This window comes from Staphylococcus sp. GDX8P114P-2 (genome assembly GCF_017892945.1).
In the GTDB taxonomy this organism is placed as follows: Bacteria; Bacillota; Bacilli; order Staphylococcales; family Staphylococcaceae; genus Staphylococcus; species Staphylococcus arlettae.
The window spans coordinates 67529-89348 of record NZ_JAESMB010000012.1; the positions used below are offsets into that span (position 1 = coordinate 67529).

Below are 21820 nucleotides of genomic sequence, written 5' to 3' on the forward strand. Positions count from 1 at the left end.
GTAATGCAAAAAGAAGATTTAAAACTATATTTTATCTGTGGTACACAAGATATAAATGATGGTCAGTCGATTGAACAAATATTGAAGACTGCGTTAGAAGCAGGTATCACAATGTTTCAGTTTAGAGAAAAAGGATCAAGCGCTTTACAAGGAGCTGAGAAAGAAGCATTAGCACGTAAGTTGCACACGTTGTGTAAAGGTTATAACGTCCCATTTATTGTTAATGATGATATTGAGTTAGCGTTGACGATTGAAGCGGATGGTGTTCATGTAGGACAAAATGATACTGATGTGCAGCAATTTAGACAACACTTTACAAACAAAATAATAGGTTTAAGTGTAGGTACAGTTGAGGAGTATAAACAATCTGATTTGAGTTATATTGACTATATCGGTGTAGGACCAATGTTTGATACGAGTTCGAAAGCAGACGCTAATGCACCAGTTGGCCCGACAATGATAACAACACTGCGTAGTTTAGTTGGAAACATGCCTATTGTAGGAATTGGTGGTATCACAACGAGTAACTTTCAGCCTGTCTTAGCAGCAGGTGCGGATGGTATATCAGTGATTTCTGCAATAAGTAAAAGTGACGATATTACAAAAACAATTCGATATTTTTTACAATCTGTAGAATAAAAGATAAAATTTTTGTTTTTGATTTCCACTTTATGTTGAATATGATAAAATGATTTTTGTGTGAATATATCATTAGAGGTGGAAAAATGAAGAAAAAAGCGCTACTACCTTTACTTCTAGGAGTAATGGTATTTTTAGCAGGGTGTGACTATTCAAAACCAGAAAATAGAAATGGTTTTTTCTTTAATACATTTGTTGAACCAATGGATAAAGTTATACATTGGTTAGGTCAAGCGTTTAATAATGATTATGGTTTGGCTATTATTGTTATTGTATTAGCAATTCGTATTATTTTATTACCATTTATGTTATCAAATTATAAAAATAGTCATATGATGCGTGAAAAAATGAAGGTTGCTAAGCCTGATATTGATGCAATTCAAGAAAAAGTGAAACGTTCACGTACGCAAGAAGAGAAAATGGCAGCTAACCAAGAAATGATGGAAGTATATAAAAAATATGATATGAATCCAATGAAGAGTATGTTAGGTTGTTTACCAATACTAATTCAAATGCCAGTAATTATGGGATTATTCTTCGTATTAAAATATCCATCTAGTGGTGGTTTTACGGATCATCCGAACTTCTTATGGTTTGATTTGGCTAAACCAGATATTTGGATTACGATTATTGCAGGTATTTTATATTTCTTACAAGCCTATGTATCAAGTTTAAGTATGCCTAATGAACAACGTCAGATGGGCTATATGATGATGGTTATTTCACCAATCATGATAGTTTGGATTTCGTTAAGTTCAGCATCAGCACTTGGTTTATATTGGTCTGTCAGTGCCGCCTTCTTGATTGTCCAAACTCAAATAGCAAATATGCATTATTCTAAAGTTGCTAAAAGAGAAGTTGCACCAATGTTAGAAGCATTTAACAAAGAAAATGAAGGCAGCGAGAAAAAAGGTAAAAACACTCAAATTGCTTCAAAGAAGAAAAAGAAATAATTGATTTAGATAGTTAGAAAAAGCTAGGACATTAATTGATGTCCTAGCTTTTTTATATTTAAGTATCGGGTTGGAAATGCCATTCAGCGAAAAATTGTTGTATATATAATTGCATAAATTGATGTCTTTCGTGTGCAATTGATTTTGCTGTATCGGTATGCATTAAAGATTTTAGCGTGAATAATTTTTCGTAAAAATGCTTGATTGCGGATGGTGGTAACTGCTCTAGTGCTACTTCGTTCTTTGTCAGTGCTTCTAATGAAGCATCATCTGACCACATCGCTTCATTAAAGTGACCTGCAAACTGAAATGTACGAGCGATACCAATAGCTCCGATCGCATCTAAACGGTCGGCATCACGGACAATTTGTCCTTCTTTAGACAAAGTTATATCGTTGTTTTGCCCATTTTTAAAACTCATATGGTTAATAATAAAACAGATATGAGTTGCGTTTTGTGATGAGACACCAATTTCAGACAAGAATGCTTGTAGTTTAGATACTGCAGTTGTAGCATTAGTTAATTTAGTATCGACAGTGTCATGCAATAGCGCCGCCATTTTTATGACAAAATGATCAGCGGGTTGTTCAAGTGTAGCAATATGTGTTGCTAACTCTACTACACGTAATACATGTGGAATATCATGTCCAGTCGTATCGTGTTCATGAAATGCACACATATATTCGTATGCACGTGTCATTTGGGTTTCTGGGTTCAAAAGATCACTCCATTCGATTCAACTATCAAGTAACAAATCTGTAACTATTACCTGATAGTTGAATTATAACTACTATAATATCGGTGATAACAATCTTGCTATACCTTCTTTAAATTTAATCCATAAACTTCTTTGATCGTATAATTCTTGTGTTAAACGATAAGATACATGCAAGTCATTTTCGAAAGCAGCACGTAGCTGATGTGCAACTTGTATATCATATATAAAGGCATTGATTTCAAAGTTTAATGTAAAACTTCGATGGTCCATATTAGCGGTACCTACACTAGCAATTTCGTCATCAATGACAATGCACTTAGAATGTAAGAACCCATTATCATAATGATAAATATTTACTCCGGCCTCTAATAAAGAAGCTACATTATTATAAGTTGCCCAATATACAAATGGATGATCAGGTTTATTAGGTATCATAATATTGACATTAACACCACCTAAAGCTGCAATTTTAACAGCATCTAAGAAAGCTTGATCAGGAATAAAATAAGGTGATTGAATGTATATTGATTCTTTTGCAGAAGCAATCATTTTCAAATAGCCATATTTAATTTGTTCCCATGCTTCGTCTGGACCACTGGAAGCAATTTGAACACCTATTGTTCCACCAGAATTAACATCTGGGAAATAGCGATCTTCATACTGTAGATTGTCACGTGTAGATTGTGAATTCCAATCGAGCATAAAACGTAATTGCAAGGCATTAACAGCATCTCCTACTATACGTAAGTGGGTATCACGCCAATAGCCAAATTTCTTTTTCAGTCCTAAATATTCATCACCGACGTTAAAGCCACCGACATAACCAATTTGACCATCGATAATGACAATTTTCCGGTGGTTACGGTTATTCATACGTAAATTGATTAATGGTAACTTCGAAGGGAAGAATGCTTCAACTTGACCGCCATTTTTGCGAAAAGATTTAAAATCTTTTAATGACAATGTACGTGAACCCATATCATCATAAAGCATTTTTACCTCAACGCCTTCGGTTAACTTTTGTTCCAATGCCGTTAATATGCTTTTTCCTAAATTATCATTTCTAAAGATGTAATATTGGATATGTATGTAATCCTTAGCTTGAATAATATCATTTAATAAAGCATCGAACTTTTGTCTGCCATCCGTATAAATAGTAACTTCATTATCGGTAGTTAAAAAGGCAGCATTATTATAGAGCAACATTTGTACCATATCTTTAAATTTAACAATTTGATGATTGCCTTTTGAAAAATCATCATTTTTTAAAGCTTCAAGTTGCTCGTTTACAATCATCTCTATACCAATTTTGTCGCTTTCATCTATTTTGAAAATGTGTTTTCTTTGTATTTGACGACCAAATAATAAGTATACGATAAATCCTAATATAGGTATTAATACTAAAATTAATAACCAAGCCCAAATTGAACCGGCAGAACGGCGTTCCATAAAGATAATAGTAAAAGCAAATATTAAATTTAAGATAAACGCACTAATAAGTACAATGTTTAATATGACATTAGAATTATGGTAAAACAATGTAAAGAAATCAATCATAGTGGCATACCTCCAAGTAACTATGTAGTCTTACTGTCGAAACTCTTCGCTATTGTAACATGAAGTAGGCTTTTTATCACTTGACATATACGTCAAGGGGGTATATTATGATGTTGAATTAAAAAGAGAGGTGTTTCACATGACAGAGGTAGACAAAGCGCATCATTCTACTCAGACAAAAGCCAATTTAAAATCACGTTTGAATCGTATAGAGGGGCAAGTAAGAGCGATTAATAGAATGATTGATGAAGATGTTTATTGTGATGATGTCTTAACACAAATCAGAGCAACGCGTTCTGCGTTAAACAGTGTTGCTACAAAATTATTAGATCATCATATGAAGAGCTGTATTATGGACAAAGTGAACGCGGGCGAGCAAGAAGCGGCTATGGAAGAATTACTAGTAACATTTCAAAAGCTCATGAAAGATTAGGGGTGAACAACATGGAATCAAAAGTCATCTTTTTAGCGGGTTTAACGTCTTATAAACAACAAGCACAATTAACACAAAAATTGTTAAATATTATTGGAGTCCATCAAGTACACGTTAGCCTCGAGAAAAGTATTATTCAGATTACATTTGATACACCAGCTAACTTAAATAATATCGAAAAAGAAATATATGATGATGGATATACCATTCTATTTTAAAAGCCACAGAAGTCATTTAATAAAATAACTTCTGTGGTTTTTTAATTTTTTTATAATGCAAAAATATGGAAGGATAAATAAATATTTCAAAAAAATTATGAAATATTGTAGTAACATGAATATAAATAGGGTAAGATTAAATATAAGGTACATAGTTAGGAGTGATGATATGAATAATAACAATGACAAGTTGCACAATGTAGTGAAGCTATTATCATCATTAGGTGTAAACATAAAGAAAACTAAATCAAGATTTGAAGTTATGCATACTTTGCCAAGCACTGCGAAAGCAACGAATCGTTTGAAATAAAGAAAAAGGATCTTAGCGTAAAGCTAAAATCCTTTTTTTATTGCAATTTAGTCAGATGAAACGGGCTGTGCAGCATATTGTTTGGGTTGATAATAAGCAATAGATAAAATAATGCCAATACCACACATTAAGCTCCATAATGAACTACCACCATAGCTAATAAAAGGTAATGGAATCCCCGTAATAGGCAGTAACTGCACCGTCATTCCAATGTTTTGTAAAACATGGAATAAAATTAATGCTGTATAGCCTATGAGGAAGGTTTTGTTAAATGGATGTTCAACATGCGTTGCAAGGCGCATGAAATGGAACATCAGAGCTAAAAAGACTAACAATATAATTACAGATCCGATAAAACCAAATTCCTCTCCAATAACTGAAAAGATAAAATCAGTGTGATTTTCTGGAATATAAACTTCACCATGATTGAACCCTTTACCAAATAATTGCCCAGAACCTATTGCTTTTAATGATTCTGTTAAATGGTAGCCATCGCCACTACTATATGTGTAAGGATCTAACCAGGAATTTATACGGCCGAGCTGATAAGTTTTAACGCCTAACACATTTTCAATCAGAGACGGTTTATAGATCATTGATAAAATAATGGAACCACCAATAACAATACCAGCTATAAATAACGGACCAATGATTTTCCATGTAATACCGCTAACGACAATGACACCAACAATAATTGCGCATAAAACGAGCGTTGTACCTAAGTCGTTTTGTAATAAAATTAACGCCATTGGCAAGGCAGACATTACTATTATTTTTAACAGTAGTTTGAAGTCAGACTCGACTGATTTGTTAAAAGTGAATTTATTATGTCGTGATACTAATTTTGCTAGAGCCATAATCAATACAATTTTCATAAACTCTGATGGTTGTATACTTAAAGGTCCTAACTTATACCAACTTTTAGCACCATTAATGATAGGGGTGAACGGGGTTTCAGGTATAATAATTAAGATAAATAAACCTATGCAAAGTATAAAATATAAAAAGTATGTATACTTCATTAATTTTTTGGGTGAGATGAGCATTATTGAAAATGCAATGATGCCACCAAGTACATAATACAATATTTGTCTAATACTAAAGTTTGTACTATACTGTCCGCCGCCCATAGCAGAATTGATAGTGCTTACACTTATAATTGCTAATAACACAATAACGCCAACTATGATCCAGTCGACGCGTTTAATCCAATGATTATCTTTTAAACGACGTGAACTAAGCATTGCATACTCCTTTAAATCGTAATTCTTTCATTAATAATATAGATTAATTTTACCGAACTTTTAATTATTTTGCCAGAATGATACTACAGTTATGGGAAATTTCTTATTAAAATAAAGTATAATGGTTATTTCTAATCCTCAGTACAAAATTTAATTGAATTCAAGTTAGTTTACAAATGCAAAGATTAGTATAATCGTGATATGATGTAGTTTAAGAATTGTATATGGAGGCAAAAAAGATGGCTAAAGAAAATATATGTATCGTATATGGAGGTAAAAGTGCAGAGCATGATGTATCGATTTTAACAGCACAAAACGTCATTAATGCGATTGATAAAGATGAATATAAAATAGATATTATTTATATTACTAATGATGGTGACTGGAAGAAACAATCAGATATCACAAAAGAAATCTCTGATATTGAAACATTACGATTAAATGATGTTGAAGCGGGTGAAATTTCACAGCTACTAACAACAAGCAATAATAGTAAGCCATATAGTGCAGTATTCCCATTATTACACGGACCAAATGGTGAAGATGGTACGATTCAAGGCTTATTTGAAGTATTAGATTTACCATACGTTGGCAATGGTGTATTAGCAGCTTCAAGCTCAATGGATAAACTTGTCATGAAACAGTTGTTTGCACATAGAGGTTTGCCTCAATTACCATACGTGAGCTTTTTAAGAAGTGAATATCAAAAATATGAAAGTAATATCTTGAAATTAGTACATGATAAACTAGAATACCCAGTCTTTGTAAAACCAGCTAACTTAGGTTCTAGTGTTGGTATAAGCAAATGTAATAATGAAGAAGAACTTAAAACTGGTATTGAAGAAGCATTCCAATTTGACCGTAAACTTGTTATTGAACAAGGAATCGATGCTCGTGAAATTGAAGTAGCGGTGTTGGGCAATGATTATCCTGAAACGACTTGGCCAGGTGAAGTTGTTAAAGATGTAGCATTTTATGATTATAAATCAAAATATAAAGATGGCAAAATCAGCTTGGAAATTCCAGCAGATTTAGATAAAGAAGTGCAACTTACATTACGCAACATGGCTATAGAAGCATTTAAAGCAACGGATTGTGCTGGATTACTCCGTGCAGACTTTTTTGTAACTGAAGATAATCAAATTTTTATTAATGAAACAAATGCAATGCCTGGTTTTACAGCATATAGTATGTATCCAAGTTTATGGGAAAACATGGGGCTAAGCTATTCAGAGTTAGTTAAAAAGTTAATTGAATTAGCAAAACAGAAGCATGAAGATAAGAAGAAAAATAAATATAGTATTGATTGAGGCGGTTGAAAATGATTGAAGTAAAGTTAAAACAAATAAAGTCTTGGATTGATTGTGACATCGACACACAATATTTAGATAACATTATAAGAGGTGTGGAGATAGATTCTCGCCAAATTAAACAAGATATGTTATTTGTGCCTTTTAAAGGTGAACATGTAGATGGACATAAATTCGTATCACAAGCTTTAGCAGATGGCGCAGGTGCATGTTTCTACCAAAAAGATAGTGATTTATCTGAAGTTCAAACAGGACCAATTATTTGGGTAGATGATACATTAATAGCTTTACAACAATTAGCACAAGCGTATTTAAAACATGTCAAGCCACAAGTGATTGCAGTAACAGGTTCTAATGGTAAGACTACGACTAAAGATATGATTGAAAGTGTACTGAAGCCTCAATTTAAAGTGAAAAAAACTCTAGGTAATTATAATAATGAAATCGGCATGCCATTAACAATTTTACAATTAGATCAAGATACTGAAATATCTATTTTAGAAATGGGTATGTCTGGGTTTCACGAAATTGAACTTCTATCAAACATTGCTCAACCCGATATCGCAGTAATTACAAATATTGGGGAATCCCATATGCAAGATTTAGGATCACGGGAAGGGATTGCACAAGCTAAATTTGAAATTACGACAGGATTACAATCAAATGGTTTGTTTATCTATGATGGTGATGAACCTTTATTAACACCACATGTAGCTAATTTACAAGATGTGCAGCTTGCTAGTATTGGCATAAAAGATGGAAATACATATGTTTGTAATGTGCAAGATATAGAAACTGAAGGTATTTCTTTTAACATCAACAGTGAAGAACAATATGATTTACCAATATTAGGGACGCATAATATGAAAAATGCTGCCATCGCTATTGCGATTGGTAAGCACTTAGGATTAGATTACGATACAATCTATCGTAATTTAACACAACTCAAGTTAACGGGAATGCGCATGGAGCAACATATCACTGAAGACGGTGCCATTGTTATAAATGATGCATATAATGCCAGTCCAACAAGTATGAAAGCAGCTATAGATACATTATCAGCTATGTCAGGTAGAAAAATTTTGATTTTAGGTGATGTATTGGAATTAGGACCGAATAGTCAATCAATGCATGAAAGCGTAGGCACATATTTAGCAGATAAGGCAATAGATGTTTTGTATACATTTGGTCACGAAGCACAATATATATATAATAAAGCACAACAACATGTGTCAATTGTCCAACACTTTACCGACAAATCACAACTTATCGAAACAATTTCGAAGGAAATCGAACCACAAGATAAAGTATTGGTTAAAGGTTCCAGAGGAATGCAATTGGAAGAAGTTGTTAATAAACTTATTTAACATTTGAAGAGGCTGGGACATCATTGATGCATCCCAGCCTCATTTTATATTGTCAGTAGGTGACTGAATTGAAAATGTCCTTTAAATGATGTTTTTTCAGTTCTAGTTATTATTTTCGGGGTTGGACGACGCAATCTTTTAAAAATTAGATTTCTGTTCCACTCCTTTTTTATGATTTATAAATATAAAAGAAGTTTGAATTCGCTATATTGATAAATTTAAAAATTAATTAGACTAATAAAAATGAATGTAGAAAAACAAATTAACCGCTTACAACCTATATATTGCAATATTTATTTGATTTATTAAAGTTGAAAAGTATCGGATTAATTGCAGTTATGTAATTTTGCTTTATTGCGATAATATTGTTGAGGTGGTACTATTAAGAAGTTGAAGAAACTTAAATGAACATATATGTATAGAAATTAAGGATAATAAAGGAGAATTATATTGCAAAATTTTAAAGAACTAGGGGTTTCAGAAAAAACAGTAGAAACCTTAGAAGCAATGGGGTTTAGTGAAGCTACACCAATTCAAAAAGATAGCATCCCTTTTGCATTAGCTGGTAAAGATGTCCTAGGTCAGGCACAGACAGGTACAGGTAAAACAGGTGCATTTGGTATCCCATTAATAGAAAAAGTTGTAGGACGTGAAGGGGTACAAGCACTAATTTTAGCTCCAACAAGAGAATTGGCTATGCAAGTTGCAGAACAACTTAAAGCATTTAGTAAAAATCAAAAAGTACAAGTGGTAACTGTTTTTGGTGGTATGCCAATAGATCGCCAAATTAAAGCCTTGAAAAAAGGACCTCAAATCGTGGTAGGTACACCTGGACGTGTTATTGACCATTTAAATCGTCGTACTTTAAAAACGGCTGACATTCATACATTGATATTAGATGAAGCTGATGAAATGATGAATATGGGATTCATTGATGATATGAGATTTATTATGGATAAAATCCCAGCAGAACAACGTCAAACGATGTTATTCTCAGCTACAATGCCTAAAGCAATTCAAACATTAGTACAACAATTTATGAATAATCCAGAAATCGTTAAAACGATGAATGATAAAACATCAAATCCACAAATTGAAGAATTCTATACAATAGTTAAAGAATTAGAAAAATTTGATACTTTCACGAACTTCCTAGATGTACATCAACCAGAATTAGCAATTGTATTTGGACGTACTAAACGACGTGTTGATGAGTTAACGAGTGCTTTATTAACTAAAGGGTATAAAGCTGAAGGTTTACACGGAGATATAACACAAGCAAAACGTTTAGAAGTATTGAAGAAATTTAAAAACGACCAAATTGATATTTTAGTAGCTACTGATGTAGCAGCGCGTGGTTTAGATATTTCTGGAGTAAGTCACGTATACAATTTTGATATACCTCAAGATACAGAAAGTTATACGCACAGAATTGGACGTACAGGACGTGCTGGTAAAGAGGGTATTGCGGTAACATTCGTCAATCCAATTGAAATGGATTACATCCGTCAAATTGAACAAGCGAACAATCGTCAAATGAATGCATTACGCCCACCTCATAGAAAAGAAGTTTTAAAAGCGCGTGAAAATGACATTAAAGAAAAAGTTCAAAACTGGATGGCTAAAGAAAATGAGCCTAGATTACAACGTATCTCTACTGAGTTACTTGAAGAATACAATGACGTAGAATTAGTTGCATCATTATTACAAGAACTTGTTGAAGCAAATGATGAAGTAGAAGTACAATTGACATTTGAAAAACCATTAGCACGAAAAGGTAGACAATCAAAAGGTCCACGCAGAAATAATAACAACAACAAACGTGGCAATAAATTTGATAACAAAAACCGTCGTGCCAAAGGTGGTTACAATAACAAAAAAGGAAAGAAGGATAGACCTTCTGACCGTAAAGACAATAAGAAAACAATGAAAGGTCGCACATTCGCAGACCATAAAAAATAAAATTAATCATCATATATGAGTTTAAGTTACGAGGTTGGAACATTAATTTGTTCCAACCTTTTCTTATGTTTTTGAAATTTGTAGTTACGAGCATATGTTTTAACGCATAATGGTAATTAATTTTGATCTAGTGGATAATTGGTGAAGAGTGATTTGTGATGTTGTGAAGCTAATTTATTGTCCTATACATATATGATATACTAAATGAAAAATTTGGCGATAGAGGAGAATTATAATCTATGACACCACATTTTGTTAAAAGCCCGAAAAGGACATTGCAATATTATTATTTGTTGGCGTCTATGTACTATGTAATACAGCTTATTATTATCCTAATGTTAGGGGTCACTGGGTATTTTGCGCACTGGTCAGATGGGCTTATTTACCTTTGGATTGGATTGTTTATAATTGTTACATGCTACAATTTGATATGGCCTTGGTTGAAATATCAATATACGTATTATCGATTCGACGGTAATCATATTGAAATACATAAAGCATTTATATTTAAAGCAAATGAGGTTTTCAAAATTGAAAGAACACAATTTTTAATAAGAAAAAGTAATCCCTTATTACAAAAATTGAGATTATGCAAAATATCTGCTGTATCAGCTGGACATAATATTGACTGTCCGCTGTTAGATGAAAACATAGCTATTCAATTTGAAAATGACACACTTAAGCAATTAAAGGGGGCTGATTTTGATGTATAAGCCTCAAAAACTGCATCCAATATCGTATCTTTCTGGTGTTATTGAAGCAATTAAGCAAAACATTGTGTTAATCTTTATTTTTATTATCTTTAATTTGGATAGCTTTGATTTCGCTAATCCTAAATCATATATATATCCTGGTATTATTTTAACGATCTTCATAATAACTTTTATATATCACGCCTTGGTAGTTTATAAGACAAAATATTGGATAGAAAATGACCATTTCATTATGGACTATGGTATTGTGACCAAAAAACGCAAAGAATTAAATATTAGACGTATTCAAACCGTAGATACATCACAAGGTGTTATACATCAAATCGTCGGTGGTGTGAAACTACAAATCAAAACACCTAGTGATGGTGTGGAATTAGATACTGTGTCTAAATTACAAAGTGAGCATATTCGTAACACGATAAAACAAATGCAAAATGAAGAACAGCAAGAAGTGACAGATAGCGTAGAAAATGTGACACAAGAAGGACAAGACTATAATAGTGCTAGTACACCACATAAAGTTTTATTTAAATTATCAAAGAAACAATTACTATTCATGGCTATGACAAGTGGTGCAATAGGCATCGCATTGGCTACTATAGCACCGATAATAGGTAGTTTTTCAGAAGTTATTCCTTGGGAGCGGCTATCAGAGAAAGTAGCAAATATCTCACAAGCTATATTTGTTATAGTGTCACTACTTGTAGCAATAATCCTAATCATAAGTTATGTGATTGGAACATTAATTGTCTTTATTAGATACTATAACTATACTTTATCGGCACACAATGATCAGCTGACTATTAGATATGGCTTATTTAATGTGAAAAATATTACAGTACCTACAAACAGGGTTCAAGCTATATTAGAAAAACAATCGTTTGTAAGAAAATTATTTGGTGTAACATCAATAACGTTTGTTACTACAAGTGATACAAAAGTTGAAAGCGATGATACAACTATGGCTGATGGTAATGTTTTGATACTACCATTTATTAAACGTAATTCTGCTTATCGCATGCTACAAGAATTAGTACCTTCATTTGAATTTAAACCTGCAGCAAAAATTATGCCTAACAGAGCATTCCATCGTTATTTTATTAAAGAAGCGGCGATACTATTAATTATTGGAGCGGCACTTAGTTATTTTTGGACGATTTGGGTAATGGTAGTTATCTGTATGATTATAATATTGTTAATTATAAATGCTGTCATTACAGTTAAAAGTTCTGGTTTATATTATTTCGATGATCAATTAGTAATAAGAAACGTTTCGTTAATTGGAATTAAGCAATTTTATTTAAAGAAAGATAAAATATTAGGTATGGAACTTACTAGTAATCCATTTATGGATAAAAGTAAATTACGTAGCTTTAAGTGTATCGTAGCAAAAGGAATCGCTAATACGAAAATAGGATTACGATTTGTAGAGAAGCAACAAGCGTTAGATTTGAAAGCTTGGTATTTAAGAGGTGACGGCCATGAATAACTATAAACGAATGGATGAAAAAAGCATGCGTGTCATGGGTATAAAGTCATTAATATTTTCAGTGTCTTTCATTACTGCTGCATTAATTTTTTTAATAATCGAAGTTTTATGGCTTGATTTTTTTAGTTTTCCAGTCATATTTTGGATAGTATTTAGTGTATGTATTTTGGGCATTTTGAACTTTATAATTAATGGTGTGGTCATACCACGATATCGTTTTAAAAATTTTAAATATCAACTCATTGATGATGAATTAAAAATTCAAAGTGGATTATGGTTTATAACGACTCAAAGTATCCCATTATTTAGAATTCAAAATGTTGATACATATGAAGGTATTATTATGCGTAAATATCACTTAGCTAATATTATTTTGTCTACAGCAGGTGGTAATGCACAAATTATGTTAATAACAAAAGACCAAGCAGAGTTGTTAAAGCAACATATTAAAGCACCGATGAAATGATGCTGTAAGTGAGTAAATTATTAGATGAAAGAAGTGGATACTATGATACATGGTATTGGAATAGATTTAATTGAAATACAACGTATTCAAACTTTATATGAAAGACAAGAAAAGTTATTAAGCAGAATCTTATCTACAAATGAACAACAACAGTTTCATAGTTTTAATAATAATCAACGAAAAATAGAATTTTTAGCAGGCCGTTTTGCATGTAAAGAAGCTTTTAGTAAAGCCTTGGGGACAGGTTTAGGAAAAACTATAGCCTTTAGTGACATAGATTGCTTTAATGATGACTTAGGAAAGCCTTGTATTATCTACGATGGCTTTAATGTGCATGTAAGTATTACACATACCGAACATTATGCAATGAGTCAAGTAACCTTAGAATATCAATAAATTATCAATTTAAGATACCTTTTCGTTGGATAGGCAAACTATTTATTATAAAATTAAATTATTAATAAATTATCTTTTGGTGATGTGAGTGAAAATAGGAGGAAATATTTAATGACCGATAAATATTACAGATCGACCTATATAAATGTTGATTTAAATGAAATAGCATCGAATTATCAAGTATTTAAAAAGTTACACCCTAATAAAACAGTTATTCCTGTAGTTAAAGCAAATGGTTACGGACTAGGAAGTATTCCTATTGCCAAAAAATTAGTAGAGCAAAGTGTAGATTTTTTTGCAGTAGCAACATTAGATGAAGCAATCGAACTACGTATGCATGGTGTACACGCTCAAATATTAGTACTAGGAGTAATACCTACTGCTCATATTAGTAAAGCAATTCAACATAGAGTAGCAGTGACTGTACCATCATTAGAGTGGTTACAAACAGCTGTAGCTGAAATACCAGAAAATAACGCTAAAGATTTATGGTTACATATTAAAATAGATACTGGTATGGGCAGGTTAGGGATGACTACTGCAGATGAATACCAATCAACGATTGACTTAATTAATGACTATGAACATTTAATATTTGAAGGTGTATACACTCATTTTGCTTGTGCTGATGAACCTGGTGACTCAATGAACAAACAACAACAGCGCTTTGAAACAATAGTATCTTCTGCCATAAAGCCGCGCTATATTCATTCGCAAAATTCAGCTGGCGCATTAATGAAAGATAGTCAATTTTGCAATGCAGTGCGCATTGGTATCTCATTGTACGGCTACTATCCATCGGCGTATGTTAAAGAAAATGTCAAAGTACATTTAAAGCCTGCCGCACAGTGGGTTACAGAGGTAGTACAAACTAAAACACTAGCTGTTGGAGAATCAGTCAGTTACGGTAGTATTTACACTGCGACAGAGCCTACGAGAATTGCAATATTACCAGTTGGTTATGCTGATGGTTTTTCTCGATTAATGACTGGATTTAATGTCAATGTTAATGGACAACAGTGTGAAATCATTGGCAAAGTGTGTATGGATCAAATAATAATTAAAATCTCTGAAGATATTCAAGTTGGTGATAAAGTCATTTTAATGGATCATCATGCAGATTCACCACAAGCTGCTGAAGCCTTGGCATTACAACAACATTCAATAAATTATGAAGTGCTTTGTAACCTCGGCAGACGTTTGCCAAGAGTTTATTATGGTACTAAAGACTTAGAAATTCACAATGAATTATTAAAATAGTATAGTCACTGATTTTAAAATTTGTTATTATGAATGTAATTAGATACACATAGTAAACTATTTCTTGACTCACACGGAGGTTTTATTCATGCCAAGTTTTAACCAAAGTAGAAATCATAACATAGAACAATCTTTAAAAGAAGGCTATTCCCAAATGGCTGATTTGAATCTCTCCCTTGCAGCAGAAGCTTTTCCATTCGAATGTGAAGCTTGTGATTGCAACGAATCATATATTAGTGCTAGTAACACTAATGACTAATGAGACGAGGAGACGTCTACTTAGCTGACTTATCACCAGTACAAGGGTCTGAACAAGGGGGAGTAAGACCAGTTGTAATTATTCAAAATGATACTGGTAATAAATATAGTCCTACCGTGATTGTAGCTGCAATCACTGGTAGGATAAATAAAGCTAAAATACCAACACATGTTGAAATTGAAAAGAAAAAGTATAAATTGGATAAGGATTCAGTTATATTACTTGAGCAGATTCGAACGTTAGATAAAAAAAGATTAAAAGAAAAGTTAACATACTTATCAGAAGATAAAATGAAAGAAGTCAACATAGCAATTGACATAAGTTTAGGATTACATAATAATAGGCATCATAAGTAAAGGCACAGTTGGATGTTATAATATAAAAGTTTAACAAACATATTAAATTAAATTAGCACGTCACACCGTTTAGAATAATATAGGGTTCGAATACGTTGTAAAATAAGTAATACACTTCGGAAAGCTTTAGGAAACCCTAAGGCTTTTTTAACTTTTAGTTTACATCTAGCACTATTTTTGATTAATATTAATAAGTGATATATTAATATTAAGTAGCACTCAATCAATGCTGTGTAAATGGTAATTGTATTGATATAGGAGGTTTAACAGCGTGGAAGAATTTAAAAAGCAATATAGAGCACTGATAGATTTAAGTTTGACCTCTGTTGGCAAAGATGCGTTATTAAAAAAATGCGAAGCTTTTACTGATGAAGTTATTAAACGAGATATTTTGCCAGAACATATTGTGGAAATACACAAAGACTATATAACTTTACTTGATTTAGAACAAAATCAAATTTTAGAAAGCTTAGTAGTACTTGAAGAAATTGTGAAAGGTTTTGGTTATAGTTATAGAGATTACCAGCAGATGGTCGATCGCCTCCAATACCATGATAAAGAAATGGATTTAGCTTCGAGGTTACAACAAACAATGCTAAAAACAGATATTCCACAGTTTGATAGTATCCAAATAGGTGTCATTTCAGTTGCGGCACAAAAAGTAAGTGGAGACTATTTTAATTTGATTGACCACAAAGACGGTACTATGAGTTTTGCAGTAGCAGATGTTATTGGTAAAGGTATTCCAGCTGCACTAGCAATGAGCATGATTAAATTCGGAATGGATTCATATGGTCATTCACAGTTACCAAGTGATGGGTTAAAGCGATTAAATCGTGTTGTAGAAAAAAATGTTAACCAAAATATGTTTGTAACTATGTTTTATGGGTTATATGAAGAGATGAACCATTTATTATATTGTAGTTCAGCAGGACATGAGCCTGGTTATATATATAGAGCTGAAACTCAAACATTCGAAGAAATAGATGTACGTGGTAGAGTGTTAGGTGTAAGCCAACAAACGAGATATCAACAACAAGAAATACCGATTTTTTTAGATGATTTAGTAATTATATTTACTGATGGTGTTACAGAGGTTCGAAATGAAGAAGGCGAATTTATAAATAAAGACCAATTACTTGATATGATACACAAGTATAAACATATGCATCCGCAAGACATTGTGCAGCTGTTATACGAAGCCATCTTGAAAATACAAAATCCTAAAAAAAGAGATGATTTAACGATTTTAATCATTAAACGTGTAAATTAATTTGTTTATTTTTTAATAGAATATTTTTGTTTATTAGGGGTATAGCATGAAGAAATAAGACTATAATTAGGAGTGTAGTAAAATGAATCTTAACATTGAAACGATAACTCATGATGAATATTATGAAGTAAAAGTTGGCGGTGAACTTGATGTATACACTGTACCAGAATTAGAAGAGGTACTAGTACCAATGCGTCAGGAAGGCACTCATAATGTGCACGTGAACTTAGAAAACGTGAGTTACATGGATTCAACTGGATTAGGTCTTTTTGTAGGAACATTAAAAGCATTGAATCAAAATAATAAGGAATTATATATATTAGGTGCTTCTGATCGAATTAGCCGTCTTTTTGATATTACAGGGTTAAAAGATTTGATGCATGTTAATGAAGGAACGGAGGTTGAATAACATGCAAACTAAACAGGACTATATTGAAATGCGCTTACCAGCCTCTGCGGAATATGTGAGTTTAATTAGATTAACTTTATCTGGCGTATTCTCAAGAGCTGGCGCAACATATGACGATATTGAAGATGCTAAAATAGCAGTGAGCGAAGCAGTAACAAACGCCGTAAAACATGCATATAAAGATGGCGCTGTAGTAGGTATGATTAACCTTTGTTTTGAAATTTTTGAAGATAAAATTAAAATTATAATATCAGATCAAGGTGAAAGCTTTGATTACGAAGAAACAAAAGCACAATTAGGACCTTACCAAGAAAATGAAAATATTGACTTCTTAAGAGAAGGTGGATTAGGTCTGTTTTTAATTGAGTCATTAATGGATGAAGTTACAGTAGATAAAAAATCTGGTGTAACGATCAGTATGATAAAGTATATTAAAAAAGAGCAGGTGCGAAATAATGGCGAAAGAGTCGAAATCAGTTAATGATGTATCACCTGAACAAATTAATAAATGGATAAAAGAACATCAAAATAATGAAGCGACAAATGCGCAAGATCATTTAGTTCAACATTATCGTAAACTCATTGAGTCATTAGCTTATAAGTACTCAAAGGGGCAATCTCATCATGAAGATTTAGTTCAGGTCGGTATGGTTGGTTTAATTGGTGCGATAAACAGATTCGACTTATCTTTTGATAGAAAGTTCGAAGCATTTTTAGTTCCTACAGTTATAGGAGAAATTAAACGCTACCTTCGTGATAAAACATGGAGTGTCCATGTACCGAGAAGAATTAAAGAAATAGGTCCACGAATTAAAAAGGTCAGTGATGAATTAACTAACGAGTTAGAACGTTCACCATCAATTTCTGAAATTGCCAATAGGCTAGAAGTGAGCGATGAGGACGTATTAGAAGCTATGGAAATGAGTCAAAGTTATAATGCGTTGAGTGTCGATCATTCTATTGAAGCGGATAAAGATGGGTCAACTGTAACTTTATTAGATATTATGGGCCAACAAGATGATAATTATGACTTAACAGAAAAGCGCATGATTTTAGAAAAAATTCTACCTATATTATCAGAAAGAGAAAGACAAATCATTCAATGTACATTCATTGAGGGTTTGAGTCAGAAAGAAACAGGAGAACGTATTGGTTTAAGCCAAATGCACGTATCTCGCCTTCAACGTACCGCAATTAAAAAATTACAAGAAGCTGCAAAAAAATAATGATTGGACAGAAACGAGTACAAAGTTTCTGTCTTATTTTATATGCATTTATAATTATTGGAGACTAATGTGTAGTGATTATAAAAGTAGAATACATAGAATATGTTAAAATAACTAATGAATTACAATAGCAACGTACGGAGGATAATATGAATAAAAATTTAATTACATCAATTCGTGAGAAGTATAGTTTTTCTGAAAAACAGATAAACTCTGTACTTGAATTATTAGAAGATAAAAATACTGTGCCATTTATCGCCAGATATAGAAAAGAACAAACTGGTGGGCTAGATGAAGTTGAAATTAAATTAATTAATGATGAATATCAATATATGGTTAACTTGCTTAAAAGAAAAGAAGAAGTAATTCATAATATTGAAGAGCAAGGATTATTAACGAATGAATTAAAACAAGATATTTTAAAACAAACAAAATTACAACGTGTTGAAGATCTATATCGACCATTTAAACAAAAGAAAAAAACTAGAGCGACTGAGGCTAAAAGAAAAGGATTGCAACCGCTAGCGGATATCATCAAGAAAGGTGATAATACAACACCAATACAACAACTTGCTCCAACGTATATCTCAGAGGAAGTCCAAACTGTGGATGAAGCCATAAAAGGTGCACAAGATATTTTGGCAGAACAAATCTCAGATAATCCAAAATACAGAACGAAAATTTTAAAAGATACATATCAACAAGGAAAAATAATCACTCAGAAGAAAAAGAATGCTGAAGATGAAAAATCAATTTTCGAAATGTATTATGATTTTAGTGAGCCCATTAAGAGCATTGCTAATCACCGAATTTTAGCGATAAATAGAGGCGAAAATGAAAAAGTCTTAACTGCTAAAATAGCAATGGATTCTACAGGACTTGAAAACTTTATCCGCAAACAAGAAATAACAGAAAACAATCCGAATAGTGATTTGATAATTATAGCAATTCAAGATAGTTTGAAACGACTAATCATGCCTTCAATTGAGCGTGAAATACGAAGTGATTTAACTACAAAAGCAGAAAATCATGCAATTGATGTCTTTAGCGAAAATCTTAAAAACTTATTGTTACAACCTCCATTAAAAGGAAAACAGATTTTAGGTGTGGATCCAGCTTTTAGAACGGGATGTAAGTTAGCAATAATTAATCGATTCGGTACATTTATAGCTAAAAGTGTTATGTATCCGCATCCGCCAATTAATAAAAGAAAAGAAGCAGAAAGTATTTTCTTAAAATGTGTTAAAGACTATAACATAGATTTAATAGCAATTGGTAATGGAACTGCAAGTAGAGAGACAGAACAATTTGTTGCAAATATGATTCAACAACATAACCTCAATGTACAATTTATCATTGTTAACGAAGCAGGTGCATCTGTCTATTCAGCATCTGAAATTGCAAGAGCAGAGTTTCCAGATTTTCAAGTAGAAGAACGAAGTGCAGTGTCAATTGGTAGAAGAGTACAAGATCCATTGAGCGAACTCGTTAAAATAGATCCAAAATCCATCGGTGTGGGGCAATACCAACATGATGTAAACCAAAAAGAGTTAGAAAAAGCATTAACGTTTGTCGTGGAAACAGCTGTAAACCAAGTAGGAGTAGATGTAAATACTGCATCACATTCTTTATTACAACATGTGGCAGGGTTGTCACGTACAATTGCAGATAATTTAATTCAATATAGAGAAGAACACGGTGGAATTAAACATTATAAAGAAATCGCTAAAGTAAAACGTTTAGGAGCTAAAACTTTTGAACAAAGTATTGGATTTTTACGTATTGTTGATGGTGAAGAACCATTAGATAATACAGCAATACATCCTGAAAGTTATGATATAACAAATAACTTACTTAATGATATTGGCTTAACTAAAAGCGATTTAGGCTCTCAACTGCTAAAAGATAAACTCACAAAGATAGACCAGCAACAAATTGCAGAACAACTAAATGTTGGATTACCTACTTTAGAAGATATTATAGCAGCATTGATTGCACCTAATAGAGATCCAAGAGACAACTATGAAACACCTATTTTAAAATCTGATGTGTTATCTATAGAAGATTTAACTGAAGGTATGAAATTAAGCGGAACAGTACGTAATGTAGTAGATTTTGGTGCATTTGTTGATATCGGGGTAAAACAAGATGGCTTAGTGCATATTTCAAAACTTGCCAAGAAATTTGTGAAAAATCCTATGGATATCGTTAGTGTAGGCGATATAGTAGATGTATGGATTGTCGATATAGATGAGCAAAAAGGCAAGGTAGCATTAACTATGGTTGATCCATATGCAAAATAATGAATTACAAAGTTGTGTTGAAAAGGTATCCTTAGAAAATTTTAACAAGCCTTTTAAGCATCGAGCCTATTTTAACAACAGATTAAGAACTACAGGCGGAAGATACTTGTTACATTCACATAATATTGAAATAAATCACAAACAATATACTATGTATGGCATGGAGGCATTGACGAATATTATAAAGCACGAGTTATGTCACTATCATTTACATTTAGAAGGCAAAGGTTACAAACATAAAGATTATGATTTCAAAAAATTAAGCAAACAAGTAAATGCACCAAGATATTGTGAACCACTTGAAAGTTATGAATCACGTGCAAATTATATTTATGAGTGCACTAATTGTAAAACTAAGTTCATGAGAATTCGTAAAGTTAATACTCGTAAAATGGTCTGCAGTCTGTGCCATCAAAAATTAACATTAATAGAAAAGAAATAATAAATAGAGAGTTGTAACGAATGTTACAGCTCTCTATTTGTTTTATTAGCGTATAAAAGTGATGTTTTGAATAAAATTGATATTTAAAGGTAAATCGTAACTTATTTTAGATTATAAAATTAAAAAATTCATTAAAAACAATTGACGATGTAAGAATCATGGTATATGATAATAAACGTTGCAAAAATAATAACTGCAATTATTGAGTACATGTTAAGTATGTTAAAACCAAATAACAAAAGTGTTGACATCACGTTAACATTACGTTACAATAGTTAATGTTCTGATGAAGTACTAACCGTTTTGCCTAGCGGTCGTGGCGGAATGGCAGACGCGCTAGGTTGAGGGCCTAGTGGGAGTAATCCCGTGGAGGTTCAAATCCTCTCGGCCGCACCAAAAATCAATTGTAATATGCGGGTGTAGTTTAATGGCAAAACCTCAGCCTTCCAAGCTGATGTTGTGGGTTCGATTCCCATCACCCGCTCCAATCAAATCTTAAATGAACATTGAAAACTGA

Annotated in this window: 24 protein-coding genes and 2 tRNA genes; 23 read left to right on the forward strand and 3 right to left on the reverse strand. The window is 32.4% G+C overall.

Features of this window, described 5'->3' with window-relative positions; genetic code table 11:
- The first annotated feature begins 3 nt into the window (after positions 1 to 3).
- A complete protein-coding gene (thiE, locus tag KA845_RS06465) occupies positions 4 to 639 on the forward strand; it encodes a thiamine phosphate synthase (RefSeq protein WP_103387746.1) in 636 nt (211 codons plus the stop codon).
- Between the two features lie 86 nt (positions 640 to 725).
- Positions 726 to 1592 carry a membrane protein insertase YidC gene (gene yidC, locus KA845_RS06470; protein WP_002509001.1) on the forward strand — a complete coding sequence of 289 codons (867 nt, stop codon included), beginning with the start codon at positions 726 to 728 and terminating at the stop codon, positions 1590 to 1592.
- A 58-nt stretch (positions 1593 to 1650) separates the two neighbouring features.
- On the opposite strand, the gene KA845_RS06475 is transcribed toward yidC, so the two are convergent.
- Together KA845_RS06475 and cls are read right to left on the reverse strand one after the other, a co-directional pair.
- Positions 1651 to 2292: an HD domain-containing protein gene (locus tag KA845_RS06475; RefSeq protein ID WP_167868168.1), complete on the reverse strand. Its 642-nt coding sequence runs from the start codon at positions 2290 to 2292 to the stop codon at positions 1651 to 1653.
- Positions 2293 to 2382: 90 nt separating this feature from the next.
- A complete protein-coding gene (gene cls, locus KA845_RS06480; RefSeq protein ID WP_103387744.1) occupies positions 2383 to 3867 on the reverse strand; it encodes a cardiolipin synthase in 1485 nt (494 codons plus the stop codon).
- A gap of 139 nt (positions 3868 to 4006) precedes the next feature.
- Between cls and csoR the strand changes: the two genes are divergently transcribed.
- The 3 genes from csoR (at position 4007) to KA845_RS06495 (ending at position 4828) form a co-directional block, all read left to right on the forward strand.
- Positions 4007 to 4300, forward strand: coding sequence for a copper-sensing transcriptional repressor CsoR (csoR, locus tag KA845_RS06485; RefSeq protein WP_002509004.1), 294 nt, complete (start codon positions 4007 to 4009; stop codon positions 4298 to 4300).
- A gap of 11 nt (positions 4301 to 4311) precedes the next feature.
- Entirely contained in the window at positions 4312 to 4518 is a 207-nt protein-coding gene (gene csoZ, locus KA845_RS06490) for a putative copper chaperone CsoZ (RefSeq protein WP_210127870.1), read from the forward strand.
- Positions 4519 to 4687: 169 nt separating this feature from the next.
- Positions 4688 to 4828, forward strand: a complete 141-nt coding sequence (locus KA845_RS06495) for an Lmo0850 family protein (protein WP_002509006.1) — start codon at positions 4688 to 4690, stop codon at positions 4826 to 4828.
- Positions 4829 to 4875: 47 nt separating this feature from the next.
- Here the strand turns inward: KA845_RS06495 and KA845_RS06500 are convergent, their stop codons facing one another.
- Positions 4876 to 6072, reverse strand: coding sequence for an FtsW/RodA/SpoVE family cell cycle protein (locus tag KA845_RS06500; protein ID WP_103387743.1), 1197 nt, complete (start codon positions 6070 to 6072; stop codon positions 4876 to 4878).
- 239 nt (positions 6073 to 6311) lie between these two features.
- Here KA845_RS06500 and KA845_RS06505 point away from each other — a divergent pair, with 239 nt between their 5' ends.
- The 18 genes from KA845_RS06505 to KA845_RS06590 all read left to right on the forward strand — a co-directional run bounded on the left by KA845_RS06505 (position 6312) and on the right by KA845_RS06590 (position 21790).
- Positions 6312 to 7382: a D-alanine--D-alanine ligase gene (locus KA845_RS06505; RefSeq protein ID WP_002509008.1), complete on the forward strand. Its 1071-nt coding sequence runs from the start codon at positions 6312 to 6314 to the stop codon at positions 7380 to 7382.
- An 11-nt stretch (positions 7383 to 7393) separates the two neighbouring features.
- The gene (locus KA845_RS06510; protein ID WP_210127871.1) at positions 7394 to 8749 is read left to right on the forward strand and encodes a UDP-N-acetylmuramoyl-tripeptide--D-alanyl-D-alanine ligase; all 1356 of its coding nucleotides are present in this window, start codon (positions 7394 to 7396) and stop codon (positions 8747 to 8749) included.
- A gap of 450 nt (positions 8750 to 9199) precedes the next feature.
- Positions 9200 to 10711: a degradosome RNA helicase CshA gene (cshA, locus tag KA845_RS06515; protein ID WP_002509010.1), complete on the forward strand. Its 1512-nt coding sequence runs from the start codon at positions 9200 to 9202 to the stop codon at positions 10709 to 10711.
- Positions 10712 to 10950: 239 nt separating this feature from the next.
- Complete coding sequence (locus KA845_RS06520) at positions 10951 to 11424, forward strand: PH domain-containing protein (RefSeq protein WP_002509011.1); 474 nt, start codon at positions 10951 to 10953, stop codon at positions 11422 to 11424.
- Positions 11417 to 12913: a PH domain-containing protein gene (locus KA845_RS06525; protein WP_103387741.1), complete on the forward strand. Its 1497-nt coding sequence runs from the start codon at positions 11417 to 11419 to the stop codon at positions 12911 to 12913. Before KA845_RS06520 ends, KA845_RS06525 begins: the two co-directional genes overlap by 8 nt.
- Positions 12906 to 13379: a PH domain-containing protein gene (locus KA845_RS06530; protein WP_021459211.1), complete on the forward strand. Its 474-nt coding sequence runs from the start codon at positions 12906 to 12908 to the stop codon at positions 13377 to 13379. The genes KA845_RS06525 and KA845_RS06530 overlap by 8 nt, the downstream gene beginning before the upstream one ends.
- A gap of 42 nt (positions 13380 to 13421) precedes the next feature.
- On the forward strand, positions 13422 to 13775 hold the full coding sequence (gene acpS, locus KA845_RS06535) for a holo-ACP synthase (RefSeq protein ID WP_002509014.1): 354 nt from the start codon (positions 13422 to 13424) through the stop codon (positions 13773 to 13775).
- 111 nt (positions 13776 to 13886) lie between these two features.
- A complete protein-coding gene (alr, locus tag KA845_RS06540) occupies positions 13887 to 15035 on the forward strand; it encodes an alanine racemase (RefSeq protein WP_210127872.1) in 1149 nt (382 codons plus the stop codon).
- Positions 15036 to 15123: 88 nt separating this feature from the next.
- Positions 15124 to 15294, forward strand: a complete 171-nt coding sequence (mazE, locus tag KA845_RS06545; RefSeq protein WP_002509016.1) for a type II toxin-antitoxin system antitoxin MazE — start codon at positions 15124 to 15126, stop codon at positions 15292 to 15294.
- Entirely contained in the window at positions 15294 to 15650 is a 357-nt protein-coding gene (locus KA845_RS06550) for a type II toxin-antitoxin system PemK/MazF family toxin (protein WP_002509017.1), read from the forward strand. The genes mazE and KA845_RS06550 overlap by 1 nt, the downstream gene beginning before the upstream one ends.
- A gap of 271 nt (positions 15651 to 15921) precedes the next feature.
- Positions 15922 to 16923, forward strand: a complete 1002-nt coding sequence (locus KA845_RS06555) for a SpoIIE family protein phosphatase (protein WP_103387740.1) — start codon at positions 15922 to 15924, stop codon at positions 16921 to 16923.
- A gap of 82 nt (positions 16924 to 17005) precedes the next feature.
- Entirely contained in the window at positions 17006 to 17332 is a 327-nt protein-coding gene (locus tag KA845_RS06560; protein ID WP_002509019.1) for an anti-sigma factor antagonist, read from the forward strand.
- Position 17333: 1 nt separating this feature from the next.
- The gene (rsbW, locus tag KA845_RS06565) at positions 17334 to 17813 is read left to right on the forward strand and encodes an anti-sigma B factor RsbW (RefSeq protein WP_002509020.1); all 480 of its coding nucleotides are present in this window, start codon (positions 17334 to 17336) and stop codon (positions 17811 to 17813) included.
- Positions 17788 to 18558 carry an RNA polymerase sigma factor SigB gene (sigB, locus tag KA845_RS06570; RefSeq protein WP_103387739.1) on the forward strand — a complete coding sequence of 257 codons (771 nt, stop codon included), beginning with the start codon at positions 17788 to 17790 and terminating at the stop codon, positions 18556 to 18558. Before rsbW ends, sigB begins: the two co-directional genes overlap by 26 nt.
- 149 nt (positions 18559 to 18707) lie before the next feature.
- On the forward strand, positions 18708 to 20861 hold the full coding sequence (locus KA845_RS06575; RefSeq protein WP_103387738.1) for a Tex family protein: 2154 nt from the start codon (positions 18708 to 18710) through the stop codon (positions 20859 to 20861).
- The gene (locus KA845_RS06580; protein WP_002509023.1) at positions 20851 to 21303 is read left to right on the forward strand and encodes a SprT family protein; all 453 of its coding nucleotides are present in this window, start codon (positions 20851 to 20853) and stop codon (positions 21301 to 21303) included. Before KA845_RS06575 ends, KA845_RS06580 begins: the two co-directional genes overlap by 11 nt.
- Before the next feature lie 310 nt (positions 21304 to 21613).
- Positions 21614 to 21699, forward strand: a tRNA-Leu gene (locus KA845_RS06585).
- A gap of 17 nt (positions 21700 to 21716) precedes the next feature.
- Positions 21717 to 21790: transfer RNA gene (locus tag KA845_RS06590), tRNA-Gly, on the forward strand.
- The last annotated feature ends 30 nt before the right edge of the window (positions 21791 to 21820 follow it).

What these genes read in the sequence shown, in the direction of transcription:
- KA845_RS06500 (WP_103387743.1), bottom strand. Translation starts at nt 6,072, where the DNA reads ATGCTTAGTTCACGTCGTTTAAAAGATAATCATTGGATTAAACGCGTC.
- KA845_RS06550 (WP_002509017.1), top strand. Translation starts at nt 15,294, where the DNA reads ATGAGACGAGGAGACGTCTACTTAGCTGACTTATCACCAGTACAAGGG.
- rsbW (WP_002509020.1), top strand. Translation starts at nt 17,334, where the DNA reads ATGCAAACTAAACAGGACTATATTGAAATGCGCTTACCAGCCTCTGCG.
- mazE (WP_002509016.1), top strand. Translation starts at nt 15,124, where the DNA reads ATGCCAAGTTTTAACCAAAGTAGAAATCATAACATAGAACAATCTTTA.
- yidC (WP_002509001.1), top strand. Translation starts at nt 726, where the DNA reads ATGAAGAAAAAAGCGCTACTACCTTTACTTCTAGGAGTAATGGTATTT.
- KA845_RS06520 (WP_002509011.1), top strand. Translation starts at nt 10,951, where the DNA reads ATGACACCACATTTTGTTAAAAGCCCGAAAAGGACATTGCAATATTAT.
- KA845_RS06510 (WP_210127871.1), top strand. Translation starts at nt 7,394, where the DNA reads ATGATTGAAGTAAAGTTAAAACAAATAAAGTCTTGGATTGATTGTGAC.
- KA845_RS06505 (WP_002509008.1), top strand. Translation starts at nt 6,312, where the DNA reads ATGGCTAAAGAAAATATATGTATCGTATATGGAGGTAAAAGTGCAGAG.
- KA845_RS06560 (WP_002509019.1), top strand. Translation starts at nt 17,006, where the DNA reads ATGAATCTTAACATTGAAACGATAACTCATGATGAATATTATGAAGTA.
- KA845_RS06575 (WP_103387738.1), top strand. Translation starts at nt 18,708, where the DNA reads ATGAATAAAAATTTAATTACATCAATTCGTGAGAAGTATAGTTTTTCT.
- KA845_RS06580 (WP_002509023.1), top strand. Translation starts at nt 20,851, where the DNA reads ATGCAAAATAATGAATTACAAAGTTGTGTTGAAAAGGTATCCTTAGAA.
- sigB (WP_103387739.1), top strand. Translation starts at nt 17,788, where the DNA reads ATGGCGAAAGAGTCGAAATCAGTTAATGATGTATCACCTGAACAAATT.
- csoZ (WP_210127870.1), top strand. Translation starts at nt 4,312, where the DNA reads ATGGAATCAAAAGTCATCTTTTTAGCGGGTTTAACGTCTTATAAACAA.
- alr (WP_210127872.1), top strand. Translation starts at nt 13,887, where the DNA reads ATGACCGATAAATATTACAGATCGACCTATATAAATGTTGATTTAAAT.
- csoR (WP_002509004.1), top strand. Translation starts at nt 4,007, where the DNA reads ATGACAGAGGTAGACAAAGCGCATCATTCTACTCAGACAAAAGCCAAT.
- acpS (WP_002509014.1), top strand. Translation starts at nt 13,422, where the DNA reads ATGATACATGGTATTGGAATAGATTTAATTGAAATACAACGTATTCAA.
- KA845_RS06530 (WP_021459211.1), top strand. Translation starts at nt 12,906, where the DNA reads ATGAATAACTATAAACGAATGGATGAAAAAAGCATGCGTGTCATGGGT.
- KA845_RS06475 (WP_167868168.1), bottom strand. Translation starts at nt 2,292, where the DNA reads ATGACACGTGCATACGAATATATGTGTGCATTTCATGAACACGATACG.
- thiE (WP_103387746.1), top strand. Translation starts at nt 4, where the DNA reads ATGCAAAAAGAAGATTTAAAACTATATTTTATCTGTGGTACACAAGAT.
- KA845_RS06525 (WP_103387741.1), top strand. Translation starts at nt 11,417, where the DNA reads ATGTATAAGCCTCAAAAACTGCATCCAATATCGTATCTTTCTGGTGTT.
- KA845_RS06495 (WP_002509006.1), top strand. Translation starts at nt 4,688, where the DNA reads ATGAATAATAACAATGACAAGTTGCACAATGTAGTGAAGCTATTATCA.
- cls (WP_103387744.1), bottom strand. Translation starts at nt 3,867, where the DNA reads ATGATTGATTTCTTTACATTGTTTTACCATAATTCTAATGTCATATTA.